This window comes from Primorskyibacter sp. S87 (assembly GCF_049801055.1).
GTDB lineage: Bacteria > Pseudomonadota > Alphaproteobacteria > Rhodobacterales > Rhodobacteraceae > JBNAGF01.
In genome coordinates, this window is sequence record NZ_JBNAGF010000001.1 from 293,031 (window position 1) to 317,062 (window position 24,032).

At 59.3% G+C, this 24,032-nt stretch carries 19 protein-coding genes; 7 read left to right on the top strand and 12 right to left on the bottom strand.

The window, feature by feature from the left end:
• The first annotated feature begins 21 nt into the window (after window positions 1-21).
• Window positions 22-2,529, top strand: a complete 2,508-nt coding sequence (locus ACP15U_RS01535) for a GcvT family protein (protein ID WP_425043356.1) — start codon at window positions 22-24, stop codon at window positions 2,527-2,529.
• A 279-nt stretch (window positions 2,530-2,808) separates the two neighbouring features.
• Here the strand turns inward: ACP15U_RS01535 and ACP15U_RS01540 are convergent, their stop codons facing one another.
• The 9 genes from ACP15U_RS01540 to ACP15U_RS01580 form a co-directional block, all read right to left on the bottom strand.
• A complete protein-coding gene (locus tag ACP15U_RS01540; protein ID WP_425043357.1) occupies window positions 2,809-3,147 on the bottom strand; it encodes a carboxymuconolactone decarboxylase family protein in 339 nt (112 codons plus the stop codon).
• Window positions 3,148-3,218: 71 nt separating this feature from the next.
• Window positions 3,219-3,869 (bottom strand): DUF938 domain-containing protein, encoded by a 651-nt coding sequence (locus tag ACP15U_RS01545; protein ID WP_425043358.1) that lies wholly within the window; start codon window positions 3,867-3,869, stop codon window positions 3,219-3,221.
• Entirely contained in the window at window positions 3,866-4,939 is a 1,074-nt protein-coding gene (locus ACP15U_RS01550; protein ID WP_425043359.1) for an NAD(P)/FAD-dependent oxidoreductase, read from the bottom strand. The genes ACP15U_RS01545 and ACP15U_RS01550 overlap by 4 nt, the downstream gene beginning before the upstream one ends.
• Window positions 4,936-5,874, bottom strand: a complete 939-nt coding sequence (locus tag ACP15U_RS01555) for an aldo/keto reductase (RefSeq protein WP_425043360.1) — start codon at window positions 5,872-5,874, stop codon at window positions 4,936-4,938. The genes ACP15U_RS01550 and ACP15U_RS01555 overlap by 4 nt, the downstream gene beginning before the upstream one ends.
• Window positions 5,875-5,938: 64 nt before the next feature.
• Entirely contained in the window at window positions 5,939-7,033 is a 1,095-nt protein-coding gene (locus tag ACP15U_RS01560; RefSeq protein WP_425043361.1) for a hypothetical protein, read from the bottom strand.
• 175 nt (window positions 7,034-7,208) lie between these two features.
• Window positions 7,209-8,282, bottom strand: coding sequence for a BMP family ABC transporter substrate-binding protein (locus ACP15U_RS01565; protein WP_425043362.1), 1,074 nt, complete (start codon window positions 8,280-8,282; stop codon window positions 7,209-7,211).
• A gap of 35 nt (window positions 8,283-8,317) precedes the next feature.
• Window positions 8,318-9,238 carry an ABC transporter permease gene (locus ACP15U_RS01570; RefSeq protein ID WP_425043363.1) on the bottom strand — a complete coding sequence of 307 codons (921 nt, stop codon included), beginning with the start codon at window positions 9,236-9,238 and terminating at the stop codon, window positions 8,318-8,320.
• 2 nt (window positions 9,239-9,240) lie between these two features.
• On the bottom strand, window positions 9,241-10,323 hold the full coding sequence (locus ACP15U_RS01575; RefSeq protein ID WP_425043364.1) for an ABC transporter permease: 1,083 nt from the start codon (window positions 10,321-10,323) through the stop codon (window positions 9,241-9,243).
• A 69-nt stretch (window positions 10,324-10,392) separates the two neighbouring features.
• A complete protein-coding gene (locus ACP15U_RS01580) occupies window positions 10,393-11,910 on the bottom strand; it encodes an ABC transporter ATP-binding protein (RefSeq protein ID WP_425043365.1) in 1,518 nt (505 codons plus the stop codon).
• A 572-nt stretch (window positions 11,911-12,482) separates the two neighbouring features.
• On the opposite strand from ACP15U_RS01580, the gene dnaE reads away from it, so the two are divergent.
• Window positions 12,483-15,983: a DNA polymerase III subunit alpha gene (dnaE, locus tag ACP15U_RS01585; RefSeq protein ID WP_425043366.1), complete on the top strand. Its 3,501-nt coding sequence runs from the start codon at window positions 12,483-12,485 to the stop codon at window positions 15,981-15,983.
• Between the two features lie 41 nt (window positions 15,984-16,024).
• Here the strand turns inward: dnaE and ACP15U_RS01590 are convergent, their stop codons facing one another.
• Complete coding sequence (locus tag ACP15U_RS01590) at window positions 16,025-16,219, bottom strand: SlyX family protein (protein WP_425043367.1); 195 nt, start codon at window positions 16,217-16,219, stop codon at window positions 16,025-16,027.
• Between the two features lie 103 nt (window positions 16,220-16,322).
• Here ACP15U_RS01590 and ACP15U_RS01595 point away from each other — a divergent pair, with 103 nt between their 5' ends.
• From ACP15U_RS01595 to hisG, 4 genes are all read left to right on the top strand, one after another.
• On the top strand, window positions 16,323-17,126 hold the full coding sequence (locus ACP15U_RS01595; protein WP_425043368.1) for a crotonase/enoyl-CoA hydratase family protein: 804 nt from the start codon (window positions 16,323-16,325) through the stop codon (window positions 17,124-17,126).
• Between the two features lie 134 nt (window positions 17,127-17,260).
• Window positions 17,261-18,757, top strand: coding sequence for a histidine--tRNA ligase (gene hisS, locus ACP15U_RS01600; protein WP_425043369.1), 1,497 nt, complete (start codon window positions 17,261-17,263; stop codon window positions 18,755-18,757).
• Window positions 18,757-19,845, top strand: a complete 1,089-nt coding sequence (locus tag ACP15U_RS01605; protein WP_425043370.1) for an ATP phosphoribosyltransferase regulatory subunit — start codon at window positions 18,757-18,759, stop codon at window positions 19,843-19,845. The genes hisS and ACP15U_RS01605 overlap by 1 nt, the downstream gene beginning before the upstream one ends.
• Window positions 19,842-20,531, top strand: a complete 690-nt coding sequence (hisG, locus tag ACP15U_RS01610; RefSeq protein WP_425043371.1) for an ATP phosphoribosyltransferase — start codon at window positions 19,842-19,844, stop codon at window positions 20,529-20,531. Before ACP15U_RS01605 ends, hisG begins: the two co-directional genes overlap by 4 nt.
• 12 nt (window positions 20,532-20,543) lie before the next feature.
• Here hisG and ACP15U_RS01615 read toward each other — a convergent pair whose 3' ends face one another.
• Together ACP15U_RS01615 and ACP15U_RS01620 are read right to left on the bottom strand one after the other, a co-directional pair.
• Complete coding sequence (locus ACP15U_RS01615; RefSeq protein WP_425043372.1) at window positions 20,544-20,999, bottom strand: cupin domain-containing protein; 456 nt, start codon at window positions 20,997-20,999, stop codon at window positions 20,544-20,546.
• 107 nt (window positions 21,000-21,106) lie between these two features.
• The gene (locus ACP15U_RS01620) at window positions 21,107-21,538 is read right to left on the bottom strand and encodes a DUF1489 family protein (RefSeq protein ID WP_425043724.1); all 432 of its coding nucleotides are present in this window, start codon (window positions 21,536-21,538) and stop codon (window positions 21,107-21,109) included.
• 129 nt (window positions 21,539-21,667) lie between these two features.
• Here ACP15U_RS01620 and ACP15U_RS01625 point away from each other — a divergent pair, with 129 nt between their 5' ends.
• Window positions 21,668-23,950 (top strand): adenosylcobalamin-dependent ribonucleoside-diphosphate reductase, encoded by a 2,283-nt coding sequence (locus ACP15U_RS01625; RefSeq protein ID WP_425043373.1) that lies wholly within the window; start codon window positions 21,668-21,670, stop codon window positions 23,948-23,950.
• The last annotated feature ends 82 nt before the right edge of the window (window positions 23,951-24,032 follow it).

Below are 24,032 nucleotides of genomic sequence, written 5' to 3' on the forward strand. Positions count from 1 at the left end.
CGGAGAGGGGATGCAGGGGACATGAAAACCCAAGTCAAAGCACTGGTCGTTGGCGGTGGCGCCGTCGGCACCTCGATTGCCTATCATCTGGCCAAAGCCGGCTGGGAAGACGTGATGCTGATCGAGCGGGACGAGCTGACCTCGGGGTCAACTTGGCACGCGGCGGGTCTATTGCCGCTGTTCAACATGTCCTATGCGACAACCCACATCCACAAGTACTCGGTCGATTTCTACAAAACACTCGAAGAGGAAACCGGCCTGAATGCCGGCTTCGCCGTGGTGGGTAATCTGCGCATGGCGCAGACGCAGGAGCGTATGGATGAATACATGCTCTATGCCTCGACAGCCGAAACCTGTGACGTGGCCTATGAGTGGCTGACGCCTGAACAGATCAAGGAGCGCTGGCCGCTGATTCACACGGACGATCTGAAGGGCGCGATATATCACACCGAGGACGGCTATATTAACCCTGCCGACGTGACACAGGCGATGGCTAAGGGCGCCCGTCAGCGCGGTGTCGAGATCGTGCGCAAGATGCAGGCCGACGCCTTCCACTGGACCGGCACGCATTGGGAAGTCACCTGCACCAAGATGATCGAGAAGGGCGGCAATCTGGTCGAATCCGACGAGAAAGTGGTCATCACCGCCGAGCATGTCGTAACCGCGTCGGGCAACCACGCGCAACGCACGGCCAAGATGCTGGGCATTAAGATGCCGGCAATTCCCGTTGAGCACACCTTTATCGTCATGGATCAGGATCCCGAGCTGGTGCAGTGGCGCAATGAAGGCAACCCTGAGCACCCGGTTGTGCGCGATGCCGACTCGCAGTCTTATGCGCGTGAGGAACGCGGCGGCTGGATCTTGGGCATCTACGAGGTCGGCGCACCCGCGCGTTTCGAACACGGTGTGCCCGACAGTTTTCGCGCCGATCTTTTCCCGCTGGATCTGGACCGGATTGCCGAGCAATACATGGCGATGACTGAACGGGTGCCCTCGTGCGCGGAGTCGGGGCTAAAGGACGATTTCAACGGCCCAATCTGCTACACTCCCGATGGCAACCCGCTGGTCGGCCCGGCACCGGGTCTGCGCAACATGTGGCTGGCCGAGGGTTTCTCGTTCGGCATCACCGCTGCAGGTGGAACCGGTTATTACCTGGCTCAGATGATGGTGGATGGCGAGGCCGAGATCGACATGGCATCGCTGGACCCCAAACGCTATTCTCAGGGCTGGATGACCACCGAGTTCGCCGCGCGCAAGAACGAGGAATGCTACAACCACGTCTACATCTTGCATCACCCAGACGAGGAGCGCGAAGCCTGCCGTCCTCTGCGTACCGCACCAGCTTACGACAGGCAGAAGGCGAAAGGCGCGCAGTTTGGCTGGGTCAATGGCTGGGAACGCCCTAACTATTACGGCCCACTCGATGCGCCGGAGAATTTCGACCACGATGCGCGCAGCTTCCGCCGCGGCGGCTGGTGGAAATATGCTGTCCAAGAGGCCAAGGCGATCCGTGAAGGCGTCGGCCTTATCGACGCAACCGCCTTTACCAAACATGTGGTCAAGGGGCCCGGTGCGACCGCCTTTCTCGACTGGTTTACCTGTAACAAACTGCCGAAAGTGGGTCGGATCAACCTGACCTATGCGCTGACGTCGCACGGCACGACCCGAACCGAATACACCATCGTGCGCAATGGCGAGAATAACTATTACCTCGTCTCCGCCGGGGCCTGGACCGAGTATGACGCCGACTACTTGCGCAAGGCGGCCGAGGACAAGATGAAGGAGTTTGGCTACATTGAGATCCAGGACGTCACCACCCAATGGGGCGTTTTTGCAATCGCTGGGCCCAAGTCGCGGGATGTTCTGAAAGAAGTCATCAGCGACGCCGATCCGCAGTCAGCCTTGTCGAACAAGCGCTTTCCATGGCTGTCGGCGCGACAGATCGAATTGGGCATGTGCCCGGTCAACGCCATCCGAGTGGCCTATACCGGTGAGTTGGGCTGGGAACTACATCACCCTATCGAGATGCAGAACTACCTATGGGATCTGCTTCTCGCAGAGGGCGAGAAGCACGGGATGAAACTGGTTGGTGCCCGTGCCCAGAACTGGTTACGGCAGGAAAAGAGCTATCGTGCATTTGGCACGGAACTCGGTCGCGACGCGACCCCGCTTGAGGCTGACCTACCGCGTTTCGTGGATCTTGAGAAAGACTTTCACGGCAAGTCAAAACTGGAAGAAACCGGGGTCCGCGTCAAATGTTGCACCTTGCTGATCGACGGACCCGACGACGCCGATCCGTGGGGTCGCGAGGCGCTCTATTCCCCTGACGGCGAACGCGTCGGACGCCTGACTTCAGGCGGCTACTCGGTCGTGTTCGGGAAGTCTATCGGAATGGGGTATGTCAAACCTGAACTGGCGGTTGAAGGCACAACGCTCAAGGTGAAAATTCAGGACAAGCTGTGGAATGCGGTCGTGACCTGCGACAGCCCCTATGACCCAAAGAACGAAGTGATCCGCAAAGACGCATGAGTTTGCGGCAATGCACTGGCGGCGCGCCTGAATTGTGCCGCCAGCGGCGGCCCATGCCTTCGGCGAAGGTATTTTTGAACAGAAGAAAACGCCGTTTCAAAAAACAATCCAGCCCCCCGCTGTCGACGGGGGGCCTTCTCCTGTTGCGGCCATCGGCGCCTCCGCCTGTACCGCTCGATCAGGTTGGACAAAGAAGCTAAACAAATCCCTTCTTCTGTACAAAAATCCCTCCGCCGGAGGCAAACCCGGTGCTTGCACCGGGTATTCAAACAAAACACGTCATCCTGCGCTTAGTTCGTCGAAACACTCCAGGGCTTTGGCGGCATACATCATGGCTGGGCCGCCACCCATCTGAATACTCATCGCGAGAACGTCGGAAACTTCTTCGCGGGTTGCGCCAGCTTTTACCAGCGCCTCGACATGTAGGGAAATGCAGGGTTCGCATCGTACTCCGACCGCAATGCCGAGCGCGATGAATTCCTTGGTTTTGAACTCCAGCGTACCCCCTTCCTTGACCGCCTTGCCCAAACCGCCAAAGGCGCGGGCTGTATCCGGTATTGCGCCGTTGAGGTTGCGCAGCCCTTTTCGGGTCGCTGAAAGTCTCTCTGTCCAGCTCATATTTGGTCCCTTTGCAAACATTTCATAGTTTGCATGTGTAGGGATTTCCCGGGCCGCTACCTTGATCTCGATCAGAAACCCGGAAGCTGCGCGATCAGAGAAAGATTGTTGGCAGGCATCTCGACGACAGAAACCATTTCAAGCCCGGCATCCTGTAGTTGGTCGATCATGTCGAAGTCGTCCTTGTATCCGATCTCGGGATCCTGTTCGGCAAGCGATGCATGAAAGCGTTCGTCTCCAGCGCTGGTCAGTTCTCCGCCGCGCTTGAACGGTCCGTAGATGACGAACCGGCCAGATGGAGCCAGAGCTTGCGCGGCCTCGCGGATCAGTGTGAAGACCTCATCGTCCGAGATCAGGTGCAGCAGGTTGATCAGAACGATCAGGTCCTGCCCGGAGTGACGTTTTGACCAGCCGGGAACAGTCGCATCAAGCGAAATTGCTGTGGCAACGTTGTCCACGCCTACGGAATAGGCGTCTATGCTGGCGCGTCGATCGGCGTCGATTTCCGAGGGTTGCCAGTGCAGATTCGGCAGGCGCGATGCAAAGGCCGTGATATGCTGCCCGGTGCCGCTGGCAATCTCCAGTGCGCGCCCGGATCGGGGGGCCATCTGTTCCAAAAGATCACAAAGGGCTCTGCTGTTCCTTTCGGCCGACGGCGCCACAAGGCGGGCCCCTTCGCCGGGCGTGGCGATGCTTGCTGTTGGCGGAAGTTTTCGGGTCATCGGCGAAGCCTTTCCGGTCGCAGCGCGGCAACCATGTCTGTTTCAATTTCAGGAATGCGACCGCCCACCAGATCGGCCAAAAGCCGAGAAGCCGCCGGAGCAGTCTGAAACCCGTAGCCCCCTTGTCCGGCGCACCAGATGAATGCGGGCGTCGCGGGATCGGGTCCCAGCACCAGCGTCCGATCAGGGGCAAAACTGCGTAAACCGGCCCAGTTGGATTCCAGGCGGGTAACGGGTTCAGTGACCATGTCTTCGTAACGGGCAAGCCCCTCTGCAAGAACCATGTCGTCAGCAAAGGCATCATGAGGTTCAACCGGATCAGCATCCGCTGGAGAGACCAGCAGCTTTCCCGCATCTGGCTTGGCGTACCAACTTTCGCCGACGCCCATAATCATCGGCCATTCCGAAACATCATGCCCACCTGGAGCCGGTAGGCGGGCCATCGATCGACGGCATGGCACAAGGCCGATCGGGGCAATGCCTGCCATCTCAGCGACCCGATCTGCCCAAGCTCCGGCTGCATTGACGATATGCCGTGCCTCGAATGAATCCTTGGCCTGTATGTGCCAATGCCCGTTTCTTGTGATCGAGGTGACCGTCTGCCGGGTCAGGACCTGACCGCCATTGACGCGAATGGTCTTGGCAAAATCCTGCAACTGGCGGTCGGTGTCGATGTCTTCGGCGGCTGCGTGGTATGCGACCAATGCTATCTTATCGGAGTTTAGGATAGGCACTCGAGATATGGCTTCGCTGACCGGAATTTCCGCGAGTTGAAGCTCTTGGAGGTCACTTTTGAAGGCCTCCTTCTGGTCGGAGCGGGCGACCAGCAACAAGCCGCGAGGGCTGAGATAGCCGCCATTGTGGTGGCAGTGATAGTCTGCGCTGGCAATGCTCAGCGCGACGGTGGGGGGCAGGCCATAGTTCTGTTCAAACAAAGCCGCCGAGCGTCCCGATGCATGGTATCCGAGCGCGTCTTCGGCCTCCACTACGGTAACTGTTCCCAGTTCGGATAACCGGGCACCCGCACTGAGCCCGGCAATGCCACCGCCGATGACAAGAAAATCGATCATTCCTGTTCCTCGATCCGGTCAGTGGCCGGGGGAGGAGTGGGCCCAAGCGATGACAGTCGGTCATAAAGATCTTTTGTCATGGCGAACTGCAGAGCCGCCAGCGATGGCTCCAGCTGCCGTGCATTGCGGGCGGAGATAATCGGCATGGGTCCGGTCTTCTCAGCGGCAACCCATGCAACAGCGAGCGTGGCGGGCTCGATTCCGAGTTCACGCGCCAGATCCGACAACGACCGGGCAGTGTCCGCCATCCATTCTGGGCTGTAGCGGGCAGCGTATCGGTCATCCTCGCTCAACCTGCCCGATGCGCCCTGATCGTATTTCCCCGTGAGCAGACCGCCGCCAAGTGGCGAATAGGCGGCAACTGCAATGCCCCGATCTGCACACATTGGCAGGATCTCGACCTCGGCCTGCCGTTTCACCAGATTATACATTGGCTGCAACAGGTTGACCCCCAGCCCGAATTCCGCTGCAACGGTCTGAGCCTTCATGGTTTGCCATGCAGCCGCGTTTGATAGCCCGACGTAACGGATCTGTCCGGCTTCTCGCAGTTCGGCAAAACAGGACATGGTTTCGCGCAGGTCGGTGTCCGGGTCGAACCGGTGCAGGTAGAGAACGTCAACCATGTCGATGTTCAGCCGTTGGCGGGACAGGTCGAACTGCGCCCGCATATTGTCTGCCCCTGCACCTCCGGTGTAGCCAACCTTGGTTGCGATCAGGAGCTTTTCGCGCTCGGTTGCGATCATCCCGCCAAGCAGGGTTTCGGAATTGCCATCCGTGTAGAGATAGGCCGTATCAAAATGATTGATGCCTGCTGTACGACACGCATCATACATTGATTGGCTCTCGGACGCGTCAGCACGGCCCCCGAATTGCATGGTGCCAAAGGCAAACTGGGAAACAGGGGAGCCATTCGGGGTGGTCAAATGCGGTGTCATGGCGGCACGATTGCATGGCCGCGCAGCAGAGAAAAGAGGCGTCGAACAAACAACCGTGTCTCCTTTAGCGCGCTTTCAGCGCCCGTCGCAGGCTTTCAATGGACGCAGGCAGATCTTGCTCAAACGATCGGACAAAGTGCTCACGGACAGCTTGGTTCAATGCTTCGTCAGCCTGCGCTTCGGTCGGGTTTGCCTTGCCGGCAATGCGTTCGAATTCTTCGAATGCGTCGAGAACAAGCAGAGGTTCGCGGAGAATGCCTTGGACCGTCATGCTGATTGACATGTGCTCGACCTGATTGTTGTTTTCCGCAGGGCCGACGAACCGAGGTGCAAAACCTGAAACCCCCCAGATGTTGGAGTTCGGCTGTGATAATCCGATATCGTATTGCCAAATCGTGCCAACGTGAAATCGGCGGATAAAACCGTGATCAAATATTGGGATGTGTGTCACAGGATTTTGCCGCGATGACCCGACGACGATCTGCTGCCAAAAATACAGTTTGGCCTGTTCATCGTTGCGGATGTATTCCGATGTTTCGAGCCGGTGATCTCGGGGAACCGTGTCGATCAGGGTGCTGACAGGCATGAATAAATCCAGCGCGGTGTCCAAGGCGGTGTCGCTGGCATCGCTGTCGCGCGACTTGAAGGCATGAAACCTTGTGTATGCAGCGCCCAGCGCATCGAGATACGGCAACCCATCCGGCGAGGACAAAGCCGCCACAACACGATAAGGATCCCACCCATCGGCGAGCATGGCCTCATTTTCCACATCCCAGAAAGCCGACGGGATCTGCCGTCCCGTTTGCAGTGTCCGAAGCGCGAGGCTGCGGAGCCCCTCGGCATAGTCCAACAGTTGCACGGCCGTGACCGTGCCTTCGTCAAGCCGCGTCAGGTGACCTTCGATTCCTATGTCGCCGAGAAGCGGCTGAGGGCTCAGTCCGGCATCCAGCAAGGCCCGTTCCACCCGGTCCCGCCCGGCGGATTCTTGGTTTCTGTTCGCGTTGGTCGCGGTTGATATCACGCGACCATCCAACCGGTCTTCGGGCAGGCCAAAAAAGAGGAACCGGACCTGCGGGATAAAGAACAACCCAAATAGGCAGAGGCAAACCGCCAGCAGTGCAATCCGACGTTTCCGCCATCTGGTTTGATCCAGCTCCATTCCCGCTCCGCAACGGTGTCCGTTGTTTGCCGCCTTCTTGCCTTCAGATCTTAAGTAGCATTGGGGTTGTACAACAAAAACACCCAGCAGACAGGCTGCTGGGTGCAAGAATTTTGACCTTTTGCCACATGGGTTTGCCAGTCATGCTGGTCGCCCGCTGTGGTATGTTTCCGACTTACTGCGGGATATCGCCTTCGATGCCTTCGACATAGAAGTTCATGCCGGCCAGGGTGCCGTCATCGGCGGTCTCGCCCTCGCCCAGCCAGTCGCTGCCGTCCTGCTTCTTGAGCGGGCCGGTAAAGGCGTGGTAGGAGCCGTCCGCCAGCGATGCCTTAAGGGCAAGTGCGCTGGTCTTCAGATCTGCCGGAACAGCGTCCGAAATCTCGCCGATGCCAACCATGCCTTCGCCAATACCGTGCCAGGTGTTGGCGGTTTCCCAGGATCCGTCCATCACTGCCTTGGTGCGAGCGATGTAGTAGGGGGCCCAATCGTCGATGATTGAAGAAACACGCGGGAACGGTGCGTATTCGCTCATATCCGAGGCCTGACCAAAGGTGACCACGTTACCGGCTGCCTGTGCGGCCGCCTGCGGGGCAGTCGAGTCGGTGTGCTGCAGTATCACGTCGGCGCCCTGTTCGATCAGCACCTTGGCGGCGTCAGCTTCTTTCGCCGGGTCGAACCATGTGTAGGCCCAGACGATCTTGAACTGTACGTCAGGGTTCACCTTCTTGGCGTGGATATAGGCCGAGTTGATGCCCCGGATCACTTCGGGGATCGGGTAGGAGCCGATATAGCCGATGATGTTCGACTTGGTCATGTTGCCGGCAATATGACCCTGAACGGCACGGCCTTCGTAGAAGCGTGCGGAATATACCGACACGTTGGGCGCGGTCTTATAGCCGGTGGCGTGCTCGAACTTCACTTTCGGGAACTTCTTGGCCACGTTGATGGTCGGATCCATGTAGCCGAACGAAGTGGTGAAGATCAGATCGGCGCCTTCGAGAGCCATCTGTGTCATGACGCGCTCGGCGTCCGGGCCTTCGGGTACGGATTCAACGAACACGGTTTCCACCTTGTCGCCGAACTCAGCTTCGACGGCCTGGCGTCCTTTGTCATGTTCATAGGTCCAGCCGCCATCACCCACGGGGCCGACATAGACAAAGCCGACCTTGGTTTTGTCTTCGGCCATGGCGCTCGTCGCGAGACCTGCGACCATTGCTGCCGTTGCGAGAAGGGATTTCAATTTCATGTGGTTACTCCCAAGTTGGTTGTTGGTTCCCTCTCTTAGTGAGAGGCGTGGAATATCCGACCGAGCGAGGCCGGTGCGCTGCTTTTGTCAGCAGATAGGATCACAAGTACAAGGATCGTGATGAGATAGGGCGACATTGCCAGATACTCGACGGGAATGGCAACGCCTGCCGCCTGAAGATTGAGCTGCACAACTGTCACACCGCCAAACAAATAGGCTCCGAGCAGGGCGCGCCACGGTTTCCAGCTGGCAAACACCACCAGAGCAAGGGCAATCCAGCCAACGCCGGCGGTCATGCCTTCGGTCCACTGCGGAACGCGGATCAAGCTGATATAGGCGCCACCCAGACCGGCGCAGGCGCCACCGAACAGGATCGCAAGAATGCGGATCTTAATGACTTTGTAGCCAAGCGCGTGTGCGGCATCATGGTTTTCGCCGACAGCGCGGAGAATAAGGCCGACACGGGTGTATTTGAGCACCGCCCAAACGGCCGCCGTCAAGGCGATCCCAAGATAGAGGATCGGATCGTGTCCGAACAGGATCGGCCCGATGACCGGCAGATCGCTGAGAATCGGCAGGTCGAGCTTGCCCATTTGCGGCGGCTTGATGCCGACATAGGTTTGGCCCATCAGCGCGCTCAGGCCAAGGCCAAAGAGCGTGAGAGCCAGACCAGATGCGACCTGGTTGGCCAGTGCCACCTGCGTCAGCAGGACAAACAGCAGTGACAGAACCGCGCCGCCAATGGCCGACGCGATAAAGCCCAGCCATGGTGATCCGGTTTCTACCGAGATCGCAAAGCCGCTGATGGCTCCGACGATCATCATGCCTTCGACACCAAGGTTCAGAACGCCGGCTTTTTCAACGACAAGCTCTCCGATGGCCGCCAACAAAAGCGGGGTGGCTGCCACCATAAGTGAGGCCACCAGCAGGACGGGATTGATTGCAGACAGGTCCATGTTCAGGCCACCTCTTTATGTGCCAGACGGATACGGTAGTTGGTCAGCAGGTCCAGCGCGAGCAGGAAGAACAGCAACATGCCCTGAAAAACCTGGATCGCCGCGGCAGGCAGGCCTAGGCTGCCTTGTGCGATTTCACCGCCAATGTAAGTCAATGCCATCAGGCCGCCTGCGAGCAGGATGCCGACAGGATGCAGTCGACCGAGGAAGGCAACGATGATCGCGGTGAAACCGTAACCCACGTTGAAGTCGATCGAGATCTGGCCTGACGGGCCGGCTACTTCGAATAGCCCGGCGAGACCGGCCAGGGCACCCGAAAGACCGAGGCAGAACAGGATCAGGCGACCGGGTTTGACACCCGCGAATTTCGCGGCCCGAGGGGCTTCCCCGGTAAGGCGGATGTGAAACCCGAGCATGTGGCGGTTCAGCAGAACATAGGCAAAGATCACGGCAATGAAGGCCGCAACCACTCCCCAATGCATGCCGGTGCCGGTGATGATCTCGGCGTTGTAGGCGCTGGCATATTCCTGAAGGTTGCGCGAACCGGGAAAGCCGAACCCCTCGGGGTTCTTCAGCAGACCCAGCGAAACGGAGGCCAGCATCTGTTCGGCCACATAAACAAGCATGAGGGAAACCAGAATCTCATTGGTTCCGAACCGGACCTTGAGCACGGCCGGGATCATCGCCCAGATCCAGCCTCCGAAAGCGCCGGCGAGGATCATGATGGGAAAGATGTACCAGGCTTCGAGCGGGTAGAAGGCCAAACCTGCCGCCGCGCCGCAGATGGCGCCCATGATGTATTGGCCTTCGGCGCCGATGTTCCAGATGCCGGCTTTGAAGCCAAGGCTCAGACCGATGGCAATCAGCACCAGCGGCGCCCCCTTCACAAGCAGTTGCGGGCGATAATAAAAAGCGAACTCGCCAAACAGGGGCTCCCAGAAGATGGTTCCGATTGCCTCGATCGGGTTCTTTCCGAGCACGGAAAAAAGCAATCCTCCAAAGAACATCGTGGCCAGCACTGCCACCAGAGGGGTCGCCAAGGACCATGTCCGGGATGGCTGCGGCCGTTTTTCCAGCACGATCATGTGCGCATCTCCCCACATCCTTCCAGTATGGTTCTTTCTGTGTTCGGCATCAGGCCGCATGACTGTTCATCAAACATGTGCGACCTCCATCCCATGAGCGCCGCCCATCATCAGGCCGATCTCTTCTACCGTCAGGCCAGAGGTCGGGCGCGGGGCGCTCAGACGCCCTTCGTTCAGAGCGGCAAAGCTGTCGGCAATTTCCATCAACTCGTCGAGGTCCTGACTGATGCAGACCACGGCCGTGCCTTTTGCCGCCAGATCAAGAAGCGACTGGCGGATCGCCGCCGCCGCTGCGGCATCCACGCCCCAAGTTGGCTGATTAACCACCAAAACATCCGGATTCTGCAGCACTTCACGCCCGATTACGAACTTCTGCAAATTGCCGCCCGAGAGCGATCGCGCCGCGTTCTCCGGACCGGGGGTCCGCACGTCGAACGCCTTGATAATCCGTTCGGCGAACTGGGTGGTCTCAGCCCACTTGAGAAAGCCTCCGTTTTCGAGGTTCTCTCGGACCGATCCGGTCAGCAGGGCGTTTTCCGTCAGGCTCATATCCGGTGCCGCGGCATGACCCAGGCGTTCTTCGGGCGCTGTCAGCAGTCCCAGTTTGCGTCGGGCGGTCGGCCCAAGCCGTCCTACCGGCTGACCTGCCAGCTTTACGGCGTCTGCCGCTGTCGAAATCTCACCCGACAGAACCCCCAGCAATTCGTCCTGCCCATTGCCGGCCACGCCTCCTATGCCGAGGACTTCGCCTTTGCGGACTGTCATGTGAACGTTCTTGAGCGCAGTTCCGAACTCGGTTGGTGAGGCCACGGACAACCCGGAAATGTCCAATGCGATTTCACCAAAGTCCCGCCCGGCGCGTTCCGGCGTTTGAAGGCTGCTTCCCACCATGAGTTCGGCCATCTCTCGCGCCGAAGTCTCAGCGGGCACACATTCACCGACATTCTTGCCCAGCCGCAAGATCGTTGCATGATCGCAGAGCGTGCGGATTTCCTCGAGCTTGTGGGAAATGTAGAGGATCGACGTGCCTTCATCGCGCAGTTTGTTGAGTGTCTCGAAGAGGATATCCACTTCCTGCGGTGTCAGAACACTTGTCGGTTCGTCCATGATCAACAGCTTGGGATCCTGCAGCAAGCACCGGATGATTTCGACCCGCTGCCGTTCCCCGGCGCTGAGATCACCAACCGTGCGATAGGGATCCAGCGGCAGGCCGTAGGTTTCCGAGACTTCCCGGATCCGCGAGGCCAGCTCGCCCATAGGTGGCGGGCTTTCCATGCCCAGAGCAACATTTTCGGCAACATTCAACGCGTCGAACAGCGAAAAATGCTGAAATACCATTGCGATCCCGTCTGCCCGCGCAGCGCGGGGTTCCGGTGGAGCATAGGGCTGGCCCCGAAGCAGCATGGTGCCGCTGTCAGGTTTCACCAGCCCGTAGATCATTTTCACAAGCGTCGATTTCCCGGCTCCGTTTTCGCCCAGCAGCGCGTGCACTTCGCCCGCGCCGATGTCGAAAGATACGGTGTCGTTGGCCACGACGCCCGGATAGGCTTTGGTCAGCCCTTGCAGGCTCAGAAGTGGGGTGGTCACGCGTGGATCCTTCTTCTTTCTGGCTTTCGGGGTTGGGCAGGGCAGGGCTGGATCGCCCTCCGAAACAGCTGTGGACGGCAATCGGCACACGCCACGGCGGGCGCTATGTTGTCGTCCGTCTTGCGGTCTGTTGATCTCGCATTGCGCAGGCGAACGGTGGCAGAGCATCGCTGCACTTCCACCCCCGCCTCTCCGCTGAGAAGAAACGCGATGTCCATCTTTATGACATCCGTCGCCTTACCCCGTTGAGCCCATTTTTGCCCCCTTCGATGCGACGTAGAAGGTGAGCGGGCTTTATAGTTGACGGACAGGTTAGAAACCGAGAACGGGCTCTGGCAAGAAAAAACGCCTCTGCAATGCAGCATAATGTGAGGGATTGGTGAATATTTGTTGATTGTGAGACTTTCGGTCATTGCAGAATCAAATAGTTTCATAAGCTTGAGGCGGGATTTCCCGCCTATTACTGTCGAATACCCGAATACAGCTTTCTGCATGGTTTGTGAATGGAAGTGCAGTGCGTAGGGCGCTCAAGCCCGCTTTCGCCTTCCTCTCTGCTGGGCTAGCTTGGCGGTATGAGCAGCGATCCCCGATTCATTCATCTCCGCGTCCATACCGAATACTCCCTCCTTGAGGGGGCCATGCGGCTAAAGAAACTGCCAGCGCTTTGTGACAAGATGGACATGCCCGCCGTAGCGGTGACTGATACGAATTCCATGTTCTCGGCGCTGGAGTTTTCGGTCACAGCAAGCGATGCGGGGATTCAGCCAATCGTTGGGTGTCAGGTTGATCTCGGGTATGTCGAGGCAAAGCCGGGGGAGCGCGCCCGGCCTCCCGCCCCATTGGTTTTGCTGGCGCAGAACGAGGACGGTTACAAAAACCTGATGAAGCTGAGCTCATGTCTCTATGTGCACAAGCGGGGTGAGGTGCCCCATGTGTCTCTCGACGAGCTTGAGGCGCTGTCAGACGGCTTGATCTGCTTGACCGGAGGTCCGGATGGGCCATTGGGTATGCTGCTGCAAACCGGGCAGCGGCCTGCGGCAGAGGGATTGCTTGACCGTCTGGCGCAGATGTTTCCTGACAGGCTCTATGTCGAATTGCAGCGCCATCCTGGTGAAGACGGTCAGCCCGAAGCAGAACGGCTGACAGAACGTGGGCATGTGGAAATGGCCTACGCCAAGGATCTGCCACTTGTCGCAACAAATGATGTCTATTTCCCCAACGCGGAAATGTACGAAGCGCATGACGCCCTGATCTGCATCGCCGAAGGGGCCTATGTCGATCAGCAGGAACCGCGCCGGCGCCTGACCGCGCAGCACTATTTCAAATCACCTCAGGAAATGACGACGTTGTTCGCCGATCTGCCTGAAGCAATTGAAAACACGGTCGAGATTGCCAGGCGTTGCGCATTCATGGCCTATCGGCGTGACCCGATCCTGCCAAAGTTCGCCGACGACGAGGTCGAGGAACTGCGGCGGCAGGCCAACGAAGGACTGCAGGCCCGTCTTGCGGTGATCCCACATGCCGTCAGCCCTGAGGCGTATCAGGAACGGCTGGATTTCGAGTTGGGTATCATCGAGGATATGGGTTTCCCGGGCTACTTCCTGATCGTGGCCGACTTCATCAAGTGGGCAAAGGATCACGACATCCCGGTGGGGCCGGGGCGTGGATCCGGTGCCGGCTCGCTGGTGGCTTATGCACTGACCATCACCGATCTCGATCCGCTGCGTTATTCGCTACTTTTTGAACGCTTCCTGAACCCGGAACGGGTCAGCATGCCGGATTTCGACATCGACTTTTGTATGGATCGCCGCGAGGAAGTGATTCAGTTCGTGCAGCAAAAATATGGCCGCGACAAGGTGGGTCAGATCATCACTTTTGGTGCGTTGCTGTCCAAGGCTGCCGTCCGTGACATCGGGCGCGTGTTGCAGATGCCTTATGGCCAAGTTGATCGCCTGTCCAAGATGATCCCGGTCGAAGGGGTGAAACCCGTAAGTATCGAAAAGGCGCTCAAGGACGAACCGCGCCTGCGCGACGAGGCCCGCAACGAAGAGGTTGTCGATCGCCTGTTGACCTATGGCCAGCAGGTGGAGGGGCTTCTCCGGAACGCATCGACTCATGCCGCCGGCGTCGTGATCGGCGATCGTCCGCTGGATGCGCTGGTGCCGCTGTATCAGGATCCGCGTTCCGATATGCCCGCCACCCAGTTCAATATGAAGTGGGTCGAGCAGGCGGGCTTGGTCAAGTTTGACTTTCTTGGACTGAAGACCCTGACGGTGATCCAGAACGCGGTCGATCTGATCCGAAAATCCGGGCGGGATCTACATGTGGCGGCCGACGGCACGCAGCTCTATACGCCGCCTGAGGGCGCTGTGAACGAGATTAACGCCATCCCGTTGGATGACGAGGCAACCTACAAGCTTTATTCGGCGGCCAAGACCGTCGCCGTGTTCCAGGTGGAATCCACCGGCATGATGGACGCGCTCAAGCGCATGAAACCCACCTGTATCGAGGATATCGTGGCGCTGGTGGCGCTCTACCGTCCCGGGCCGATGGAGAACATTCCCACCTATTGTGAGGTCAAGAACGGCCAGCGCGAGATCACTTCGGTTCACCCGCTGATCGATCATATCCTCAAGGAAACGCAAGGTATCATCGTTTATCAGGAACAGGTGATGCAGATTGCACAGGTCATGGCGGGATACTCGCTTGGTGGTGCGGACCTGTTGCGCCGCGCGATGGGCAAGAAGATCAAGGAGGCGATGGACGCGGAGCGGCCGAAATTTGAGAAGGGCGCCGCTGAAAACGGGGTCGAGAAGAAGAAAGCCAGCGAGGTGTTCGACCTGCTGGAAAAGTTCGCCAATTACGGCTTCAACAAATCCCACGCGGCCGCCTATGCCGTGGTCAGCTATCAGACCGGCTGGCTCAAGGCGAACCACCCGGTCGAGTTCATGGCCGGGGTGATGAATTGCGATATCCACCTGACGGACAAGCTTGCGATCTATTTCGAAGAGGTTCGAAAGGGGTTGAGCCTGCCTTACGTGCCGCCCTGCGTGAACCGTTCGCTGGCCACATTCGATGTTGCCAATGGCGAGTTGGTTTATGCGCTGGGCGCGCTCAAGAATGTGGGCGTGGAGGCAATGAATCTTGTTGTCGATGGTCGGGGCGACAAACCCTTTGCCACCCTGTTTGATCTGGCGCGCCGGGTGGACCTGAAGAAAGTTGGCAAGCGGCCGTTGGAGATGATGGCCCGGGCTGGTGCCTTCGACCAGCTCGATCCGAACCGGCGCCGGGTGTTCGAGAGCCTTGAGCCACTGGTGAGCTACTCGGCGGCAATTCACGATCAGAAAAACTCAAACCAGGTGTCACTCTTTGGAGAGGCCGGTGACGACCTGCCCGAACCACGTCTTTCGCAAAGTCCGGATTGGCTGCCGGCCGAGCGGTTGAGCGAGGAGTTCCGGGCAATCGGGTTCTACCTGTCGGGTCACCCGCTGGATGACTATATGGGCGCCCTGAAGCGTAAAGGCGTGTTGACCCTAGATGAAGTGACTGAAAAGGCGCGTTCAGGTCCGCTCGTGGCCAAGATCGCCGGCGTGGTCGCGGGTCGGCAGGAACGAAAATCGGCGCGCGGAAACCGTTTTGCCTTTGCCCAGCTCAGTGACCCGTCGGGGGCATACGAAGTAACGTTGTTTTCCGAGGCGCTGGAAAAGTCCCGGGAACATCTCGAAGCCGGTGCTCATGTCGTGATTTCCGCGGAAGCGACGCTCGAAGCCGATCAGCTGAAGCTGCTTGGCCGGTCAGTGGCTCCGATTGACACCGCCCTGATGCAGGCGGGTTCGGCCGGGTTAAAGGTGTTTCTGGAAACGCCAGAGGCCGTAGAAACCGTGGCCAAGGTTCTTCAGGATGCCGCCGAGGCTGCCAAGGGTGCTCAAAGGGGAGAAATTCGTCTTTTGCTGCTTGCCGCCGGCCTGCCGGGAGAGGTTGAGATGGATCTGGGTCGGGATTTCCCCGTCAATCCACAAATCAAAAGCGCCATCAAATCGCTTGAAGGCGTGCTGTCGGTGGATGAGCTCTAAGTGGCGCGCCCTGGGACTGTGAGGCGGGGGACACGCGCGCCTCAGTAATGTGGCGGTCGTTCGTCCCCGATAATGATCCCGCCTGTGGCCTCCTGCTCACGCGCGGCTTCTCGTTGCATCAGCATCTCGATGCGCCGGGTCAGGTGGCTGATTTCCTCCTGTTGACGCGCGACCACGTCGCTGAGCTCTTCGACGGTGCGGTTCAGATGCGCGATCTGTTCTTCGAGATGCTGCATGGCTGGCTCCTTTTACTTCTCCATACAGGCGCAACGTCACGCTTGCCAGAACCGGATTTCCCGTTGGACGCTCGCGCAGCAAACAGCCAGCAGGGAGGTCGGCATGACCGTGCTCGTAGACACCACGGATGGGATCACCACCATTACCATCAATCGGGCGGACAGGCGCAATGCCGTTGATCCGGCCACCGCGCGGGTTCTTTATGATGCATTTCTGGCCTTCGACGCCGATCCCCAACAGCAGGTTGCGGTGCTGACCGGATCCGAAGGCGCCTTTTGCGCCGGGTTTGACCTGAAAGCCGCGGGGGCAGGGCTTGCCGATGATTGGCTGGCGTCGCTTGCGATCCCCGAGGACTGGAAAGATCCGATTTCGGCCCCTCTTCCCGGGCCTATGGGACCAACCCGACTGATGTTGTCCAAGCCGGTTATCGCGGCGATCGAAGGTCACGCCGTGGCAGGAGGAATGGAGCTCGCAGCATGGTGCGACATGCGGGTGATGGCTGACGGGGCGGCGACCGGCGTGTTCTGTCGACGCTGGGGTGTTCCCTTGATCGACGGTGGGACGGTTCGGTTGCCCAAGATCCTCGGGCAGGGGCGGGCCAATGACCTGATCCTGACTGGCAGAGGCGTTTCCGCGGACGAAGCTTTGTCTTTGGGATTTGCCAATCGAATCTGTCCGCAAGGCAGGGCGCTGGATACAGCCACGGAAATCGCTCTAGATCTGATCCGGTTTCCGCAGCTGTGCATGCGCGCCGATCACCTTTCGGCCCGGACGCCACCCGCCGATCTGGCAGCGGCGCTGCGCAGGGAATGGCAATCCGCCGACGTGTTCTTGGCCGAAGGCAAGGCCGGGGCAGGGCGGTTTGCATCTGGTAAAGGGCGTGGTGGGGATTTTTCGAACATCTGATCCCGCATCCTTGTGGGCCATTTTGCTGGGCGGGGTAGCCGTTTGACCGTGTTGCCTGCGACGCTCTCTGCCTTGCCCCTGAGCAGGCCTTGGGATAGACCCCGCGCGGACAGTCAATCCGCCGAGGACACCCGATGGCAAAGCCCAAGAAACAGCCCCGCCCCAAGGCAATTACGCCAAAAGGGTTCCGCGACTATTTCGGCGCGGAAGTCAGCCAGCGCACCGAGATGCTGCGAGAGATTGCCGGGGTCTATCATCGCTACGGGTTCGAAGCGCTGGAATCGAGCGCGGTCGAAACCGTCGAGGCGCTGGGCAAGTTCCTCCCGGACGTGGATCGTCCGAACGAGGGCGTGTTTGCGTGGCAGGAAGCAGACGAACAGGGAAACGGCGACTGGATGGCGCTGCGCTACGACCTGACGGCGCCGTTGGCGCGGGTTTATGCCCAGCACCGCAACGATTTGCCGACACCTTACCGCCGTTATGCGATGGGTCCGGTCTGGCGAAACGAAAAGCCCGGTCCGGGGCGGTATCGCCAGTTCTACCAGTGTGACGCGGATACGGTGGGGTCGGCTTCGATGGCCGCTGACGCTGAAATCTGCGCCATGCTGAGTGACACTTTGGAAACAGTCGGCATTCCACGGGGAGATTATCTCGTTCGCGTCAACAATCGAAAAGTTCTCAACGGGGTGCTGGAGGCTATGGGACTGGCTGAGGATGCCGGCGCCCGTGACGACGTTCTGCGGACGATCGACAAGTTTGACAAGGTAGGCGAACAGGGTGTTCGGGAACTGCTGACCAAAGGACGCCTCGATGCGTCTGGCGCTTTCATCGACGGGGTGGGTCTCAGCAGCGATCAGGCCGAACCGGTCATTGCATTTCTTACGTCCAAGGCGACTGACGCGGGCGGGACATTGGCCAACCTGCGCAACGCTGTCGGAGACAGCAGGATCGGCGCTGACGGTATCGCCGAATTGGAACAGATCGGCGACTTGCTGGCCGCCGGAGGTTATGGGTCCGACCGGATTGAGATTGATCCCTCAGTGGTGCGTGGGCTCGGCTATTACACCGGGCCGGTCTATGAGGCGGAACTGACTTTCGAGATCTTTGACGAGAAAGGCCGTAAACGGCAGTTCGGCTCGGTCTCGGGCGGTGGGCGTTATGACGATCTGGTCAAGCGGTTTACCGGGCAGGAAGTGCCAGCTACTGGCATTTCAATCGGTGTCGACCGCCTGCTGGCGGCGCTGCGTGAAAAGGGCCGGATCGCTGCCGAGACCAAAGGGCCAGTGGTTGTGACGGTTATGGATCGGAATCGGATGGCCGATTATCAGGCGATGGTTGCCGAACTGCGGAATGCAGGGCTCCGGGCCGAAGTCTATCTGGGCAATCCCAAGAATTTCGGCAACCAGTTGAAATATGCCGACCGGAGAAACTCACCCATTGCCGTGATCGAAGGCGGCGACGAGAAAGAAAAGGGGATTGTCCAGATCAAGGACCTGATCCTGGGCGCGCGGATTGCTGAAAGCGCCACCCTCGAAGAATGGAAAGAGCGCCCGTCGCAGTTCGAAGTGAGTCGGGGTGATCTGGTCGCCAAGGTGCGCGAAATCCTCGACAGTCAGGACGGACAAAACTGATGCCGACACGGGCCCAAGTTCTGGAACGGGCGGCGTTCCTGCGCAGCTATTTCGAAGCAGAAGGCGCCCAGTCGGTTGAAACGCCAATTCTGCAATCGGCGGAAACCCTTTTGGACCTTTATGGCGAGGATATTCGGGGCCGGGCATACGTCACCACCGACGCGTTGCGAGGCGAACAGATGCTGCGGCCTGACTTTACGGTTCCCGTCGTTCAGATGCACATGGATCACGGGGCGGAGCCGGCCCGCTACACCTACTCGGGCGAAGTGTTTCGGCGGCAGGAGCATGATCCGGACCGCGCGAACGAGTATGTTCAGGTCGGATACGAAGTTTTTGACCGCGATAACCCTGCGGCTGCCGACGCAGAGGTGTTCGCGCTGATTGCGAAGGCTCTGAATGGCCTGTCGCTCAGGGCGGCAACCGGAGATATTGGGATCCTGATGGCCGCCGTTCAGGGGCTGAAGACCAGTGAGAGACGCAAGGCCGCATTGATGCGGCATATCTGGCGACCGCGCCGGTTTCGGGCTCTGCTTGACCGGTTCTCAGGGCGGGCTTCGGTGCCGCCCTGCCGGGCAGAGCTGTTGGTCGCCGCCGATCCGATGGCGAACGCAGGAACGGTCATAGGCAAACGCCGCACGGACGAGATTGCCGACCGGATCGCCGCGCTGCGCGAAGATGCCGCCGCCGCGCCGATTTCAGAGGCAGAGATGCTTGGGCTGGACACGTTGCTTTCAGTGCGTGAAACCATGCCCAATGCTCTGGAGCGGCTTCGGGATGTGGCGGTGGACCTGCCGCAGATCGGGCCCGCACTGACACGGTTGGAGGCGCGGATTGGCGCGCTACGGGATCGCGGTGTTGATGTGGATCGGCTGGACTTCGAAGCTTCCTATGGTCGGACGTCAATGGAATACTATGACGGGTTTGTCTTTGGATTTTATGCCGAGCGCCGCCCGGATCTACCGCCCATAGCAACCGGCGGGCGCTATGATGCGCTGACGCGACAGCTTGGGAATGGTGCCGAGATTCCGGCGATCGGCGGCGTGCTGCGCCCCGGTCTGATACTGGTCCTTGAGGAGGTTGCGGCATGAGCGTGAAGCTGGGCGTGCCGTCCAAGGGGCGGCTGATGGATAAGACTTTCTCATGGTTCGAGAAGCGTGGGATCACATTGTCACGCGCGGGGTCGGATCGTGAGTATGCGGGCCGGGTCGACGGTATCGGAAATGTTGATCTGGTGTTGCTCTCGGCCGGGGAGATCCCGCGGGAGCTGTCTGCAGGCCGTATCCATCTTGGCGTCACCGGGACCGATCTGGTGCACGAAAAGCTGCCACGCTGGGAACAACAGGTCGAAGAGATCGCTCCGTTGGGCTTTGGGCAGGCCGATCTGATCATCGCCGTGCCGCAGGCATGGGTGGATGTCGATCTGCTGGACGATCTCGATGCGGCAGCGGCTGCATTCCGCTTGCGACACGGTCACCGCCTTCGGATTGCAACCAAGTATCACCGGCTGGTTCGCGAGTTCCTGACGGCAAGCGGGGTGGCTGACTATGCGCTGGTGGACAGTCAGGGCGCGACCGAAGGCACCGTCAAGAATGAAACTGCCGAAGCAATCGCCGACATCACTTCAACCGGTGAAACTCTTCGGGCCAACCACCTCAAGATCCTGTCCGATGGCCTGATCCTGCGAAGTCAGGCCACGCTCTGGCGCAGCCGGGTGGCACGGTTCGAGGCGGCAGAAAAAAAGACGTTGGAGGAGCTGCTGGACAGGTTGTCCTGAAGCCCGCTGTGTTTAGAGCGGCGGGCCAACGAATTCCTGGCCGTTTTGAACCGCGATCCTTGCCATTTCTTCGGGGTCCAGCCCGCCATCACTTAGCGCTTCGTGAAAAGCGCGAAACATGGTCTCCATTCTGAGTGCCGGGGAAAACAAGTAGCGAAGACGCCCCGGAGCCTGTCCGACATTTTTAAACGCATGCACCGCGCCCTTGGGAACAAGTGCGACATCACCCGGTGCCATATGATGAAGAACACCATCAATCTCGACATCGAAAGAACCTTCGAGAAAAAAGAAAGTTTCGTCCTGATGAAGGTGGACGTGACGCCCCGGTCCGACACCGGGTTGCACAATGTCCTCGAACAGCTCCATCGTCCCGCCGGTCTGGGTGCCGGTGAGAAGTATCCGCAGCGTTATGGCGCCGGGAAAATCAAGTGTTTCGGCATCTGAGTATGCACTGTGTATCGGTTTCATTTCAGGTCTCCTGATCGGAAATTTCCCCGGAAACCTAAAGGTGAACCGGCGCCTGACCTATCTCTGGGGATGCACAAAGTTTGTGCGGTCCGGCAGGGTGAGGAGGTTCAGATCACGCCGATTTCTGCCAGCGCCCTGTTCAATTCATCAGGCAGCGGTTCTTCGGCGCTGCGCCCCTTGGGCAGGTCGGGCGGAGAGTCTTGGGGCTTCAGGTAGCGCCAGCCTTGAAAGGGGCGCTTTCGTGCTGTTTGCGTTTGGTGCAATTCCGGATTGAGGAGGATGGCGCACCGACGGATGCCGTCCTCGCCGGTGACCTCCTCCAGTCGTAGGATGCGTTGGCGGCATTGCACCAGACCTTTGATCACCCAATAGATTGATCCACCGTTCAATATCTCGGCTTCGCGCTTGGGCCACATACGGGTTATGTGCCGCGGCAGGCCGTCGGGAAAGCGTGTGCGATAGGCCTCCTGCCATTCGGCGAGACTTTCGGTGCTTTCAGATCCGACCGAGAGTTTTATCAAGTTCACGTAGTTGTCCACAGCTTTCCCACAGAGTCGTCCCACGAGACATCCTGATATTGTAGCTTGGCCCGTCTCAGTATCAAGCAGTTGTGGTTTACCCCCGAATACGGTTAATCTGGATGCCTCTTTCTGGATAGGGAATCACACATGAGCCGCTTTGCCGCCCCCATCGCCGAGCAGATTTGGGACATGAAGTACCGCTTCAAGGAAGCGGACGGCACCCCGATTGACCAGACGGTCGAGGACAGCTGGCGGCGTATCGCCCGGGACTTGGCCAAGGTCGAGGCCGACCCCGCAAAGTGGGAAGAGAATTTCTACTCCGCCCTGGAGGATTTCAAATACCTGCCTGCGGGGCGGATCACTGCAGGTGCCGGGACGGCGCGGCAGGTTACCCTGTTCAACTGCTTCGTGATGGGCACCATCCCCGACAGCATGGGCGGCATCTTTGACATGTTGAAAGAGGCGGCGCTTACCATGCAGCAGGGTGGGGGGATCGGCTATGATTTCTCGACCATTCGCCCGCGCGGTGCGGATGTCATGGGCGTTGCGGCCGATGCCTCGGGTCCGTTGTCTTTCATGGATGTATGGGATGCGATGTGCCGCACCATCATGTCGGCCGGATCGCGCCGTGGTGCGATGATGGCCACCATGCGGTGTGACCATCCGGATGTGGAACAGTTCATCTCGGCTAAGTCGGACCCTGCACGGCTGCGCATGTTCAACATGTCGGTTCTTGTTACAGACGATTTCATGGAGGCGGTGAAAGCCGACGGGCCGTGGGAACTGCAGTTCGACGGCAAGGTCTATCATACCGTTCAGGCGCGCGATCTGTGGAACAGGATCATGCAGGCCACCTATGATTATGCCGAGCCCGGTGTGATCTTCATCGACCGGATCAACGCTGCCAACAACCTGTCCTATGTCGAAACAATCGCCGCCACCAACCCGTGCGGCGAGCAGCCGTTGCCACCCTATGGCGCTTGTCTGCTGGGCTCGGTCAACCTGGCCCGGCTGGTTTCGAACCCGTTCGAAAAAGACGCGGCATTGAATGAAGGGGCGCTGAAGGAACTCGTCGCTACCGCTGTTCGGATGATGGACAATGTGGTGGACGCGTCGAAGTTCCCGCTGCCCGAGCAGGCCGCCGAGGCCGCCAACAAACGCCGGATCGGGCTTGGGGTGACGGGGCTGGCGGACGCCTTGCTGATGATGGGGTTGCGTTATGGGTCCGAAGAGGCAGCACGCCAGACCGAGGACTGGCTGCACGCAATCGCCCGCGCATCTTATCTGGCCTCGGTGGATCTGGCCAAGGAGAAGGGAGCTTTCCCGCTGTTCGACGCCGAACAGTATCTCGCCAGCGGCACCATGCAACAGATGGACGAAGATGTCAGGGATGCGATCCGCACCCACGGCATTCGCAACGCGCTGCTGACCTCGATCGCGCCGACAGGCACCATCAGCCTTTACGCCGGGAACGTGTCGTCCGGGATCGAACCGGTCTTTGCCTATGCCTATACGCGAAAAGTTCTGCAAAAGGACGGCAGCCGAACCGAAGAAGAAGTCGTGGACTATGCCGTGCAGATGTGGCGCGACAAGTTCGGAGACACCGAACTGCCCGATCATTTCGTCAATGCGCAAACCTTGGCGCCCGCAGACCATGTCCGAATGCAGGCGGCGGCGCAGAAATGGATCGACAGTTCGATTTCCAAGACCATCAACTGCCCCGAGGATATCTCGTTCGACGATTTCAAGGACGTCTACATGCAGGCCTGGGATCAGGGCTGCAAGGGTTGCACCACATATCGGCCCAATGATGTGACCGGCTCGGTCCTGTCGGTCAGTGAAAGTGCCGACAAAGCGCCGGGTGAAAGTGCGGATGCGCCGCACACTGTCGACGGCGGCGATGTGATCTACATGTCAGAGCCGCTCGATCGTCCGCCATCGCTGGAGGGGCAGACCTACAAGCTGAAATGGCCCGACAGCGAGCACGCGATCTATCTGACGATCAACGATATTATCATCAACGGCCATCGCCGCCCGTTCGAAGTGTTCATCAACTCCAAGAACATGGAGCATTATGCATGGACGCTGGCGCTGACCCGGATGATCTCGGCCGTGTTCCGGCGCGGAGGGGATGTTTCCTTTGTGGTCGAAGAACTCAAGGCCGTGTTTGATCCGCGCGGTGGCGCATGGGTTCAGGGCAAATACATTCCCTCGATTCTGGCGGCCATTGGCGGGGTAATCGAGCAGCACCTGATCGCGATCGGATTTCTCGAGGGCGAGGGCATGGGGTTAAAATCAGACCCCAAGGCGCAGGTGGTCAATGCGGGCGGGGCGCGTGGCAAAGCCTGTCCGAGCTGCGGCCAGTTCGAAATGCGAATGGTCGAAGGTTGCATGACATGCGGAAGCTGCGGCCACTCCAAGTGCGGCTGATAGTCCAGCAGTTGTTTTCCTGATCTGTCTGCACCAAGGTGACGCCGGAACGTCTCGGCCGGTGGTCGGGACATGTGCCGAT

Coding starts and splice junctions, on each gene's coding strand:
- ACP15U_RS01535 (WP_425043356.1), top strand. CDS start 22: ATGAAAACCCAAGTCAAAGCACTGGTCGTTGGCGGTGGCGCCGTCGGC.
- ACP15U_RS01540 (WP_425043357.1), bottom strand. CDS start 3,147: ATGAGCTGGACAGAGAGACTTTCAGCGACCCGAAAAGGGCTGCGCAAC.
- ACP15U_RS01545 (WP_425043358.1), bottom strand. CDS start 3,869: ATGACCCGAAAACTTCCGCCAACAGCAAGCATCGCCACGCCCGGCGAA.
- ACP15U_RS01550 (WP_425043359.1), bottom strand. CDS start 4,939: ATGATCGATTTTCTTGTCATCGGCGGTGGCATTGCCGGGCTCAGTGCG.
- ACP15U_RS01555 (WP_425043360.1), bottom strand. CDS start 5,874: ATGACACCGCATTTGACCACCCCGAATGGCTCCCCTGTTTCCCAGTTT.
- ACP15U_RS01560 (WP_425043361.1), bottom strand. CDS start 7,033: ATGGAGCTGGATCAAACCAGATGGCGGAAACGTCGGATTGCACTGCTG.
- ACP15U_RS01565 (WP_425043362.1), bottom strand. CDS start 8,282: ATGAAATTGAAATCCCTTCTCGCAACGGCAGCAATGGTCGCAGGTCTC.
- ACP15U_RS01570 (WP_425043363.1), bottom strand. CDS start 9,238: ATGGACCTGTCTGCAATCAATCCCGTCCTGCTGGTGGCCTCACTTATG.
- ACP15U_RS01575 (WP_425043364.1), bottom strand. CDS start 10,323: ATGATCGTGCTGGAAAAACGGCCGCAGCCATCCCGGACATGGTCCTTG.
- dnaE (WP_425043366.1), top strand. CDS start 12,483: ATGAGCAGCGATCCCCGATTCATTCATCTCCGCGTCCATACCGAATAC.
- ACP15U_RS01590 (WP_425043367.1), bottom strand. CDS start 16,219: ATGCAGCATCTCGAAGAACAGATCGCGCATCTGAACCGCACCGTCGAA.
- ACP15U_RS01595 (WP_425043368.1), top strand. CDS start 16,323: ATGACCGTGCTCGTAGACACCACGGATGGGATCACCACCATTACCATC.
- hisS (WP_425043369.1), top strand. CDS start 17,261: ATGGCAAAGCCCAAGAAACAGCCCCGCCCCAAGGCAATTACGCCAAAA.
- ACP15U_RS01605 (WP_425043370.1), top strand. CDS start 18,757: ATGCCGACACGGGCCCAAGTTCTGGAACGGGCGGCGTTCCTGCGCAGC.
- hisG (WP_425043371.1), top strand. CDS start 19,842: ATGAGCGTGAAGCTGGGCGTGCCGTCCAAGGGGCGGCTGATGGATAAG.
- ACP15U_RS01615 (WP_425043372.1), bottom strand. CDS start 20,999: ATGAAACCGATACACAGTGCATACTCAGATGCCGAAACACTTGATTTT.
- ACP15U_RS01625 (WP_425043373.1), top strand. CDS start 21,668: ATGAGCCGCTTTGCCGCCCCCATCGCCGAGCAGATTTGGGACATGAAG.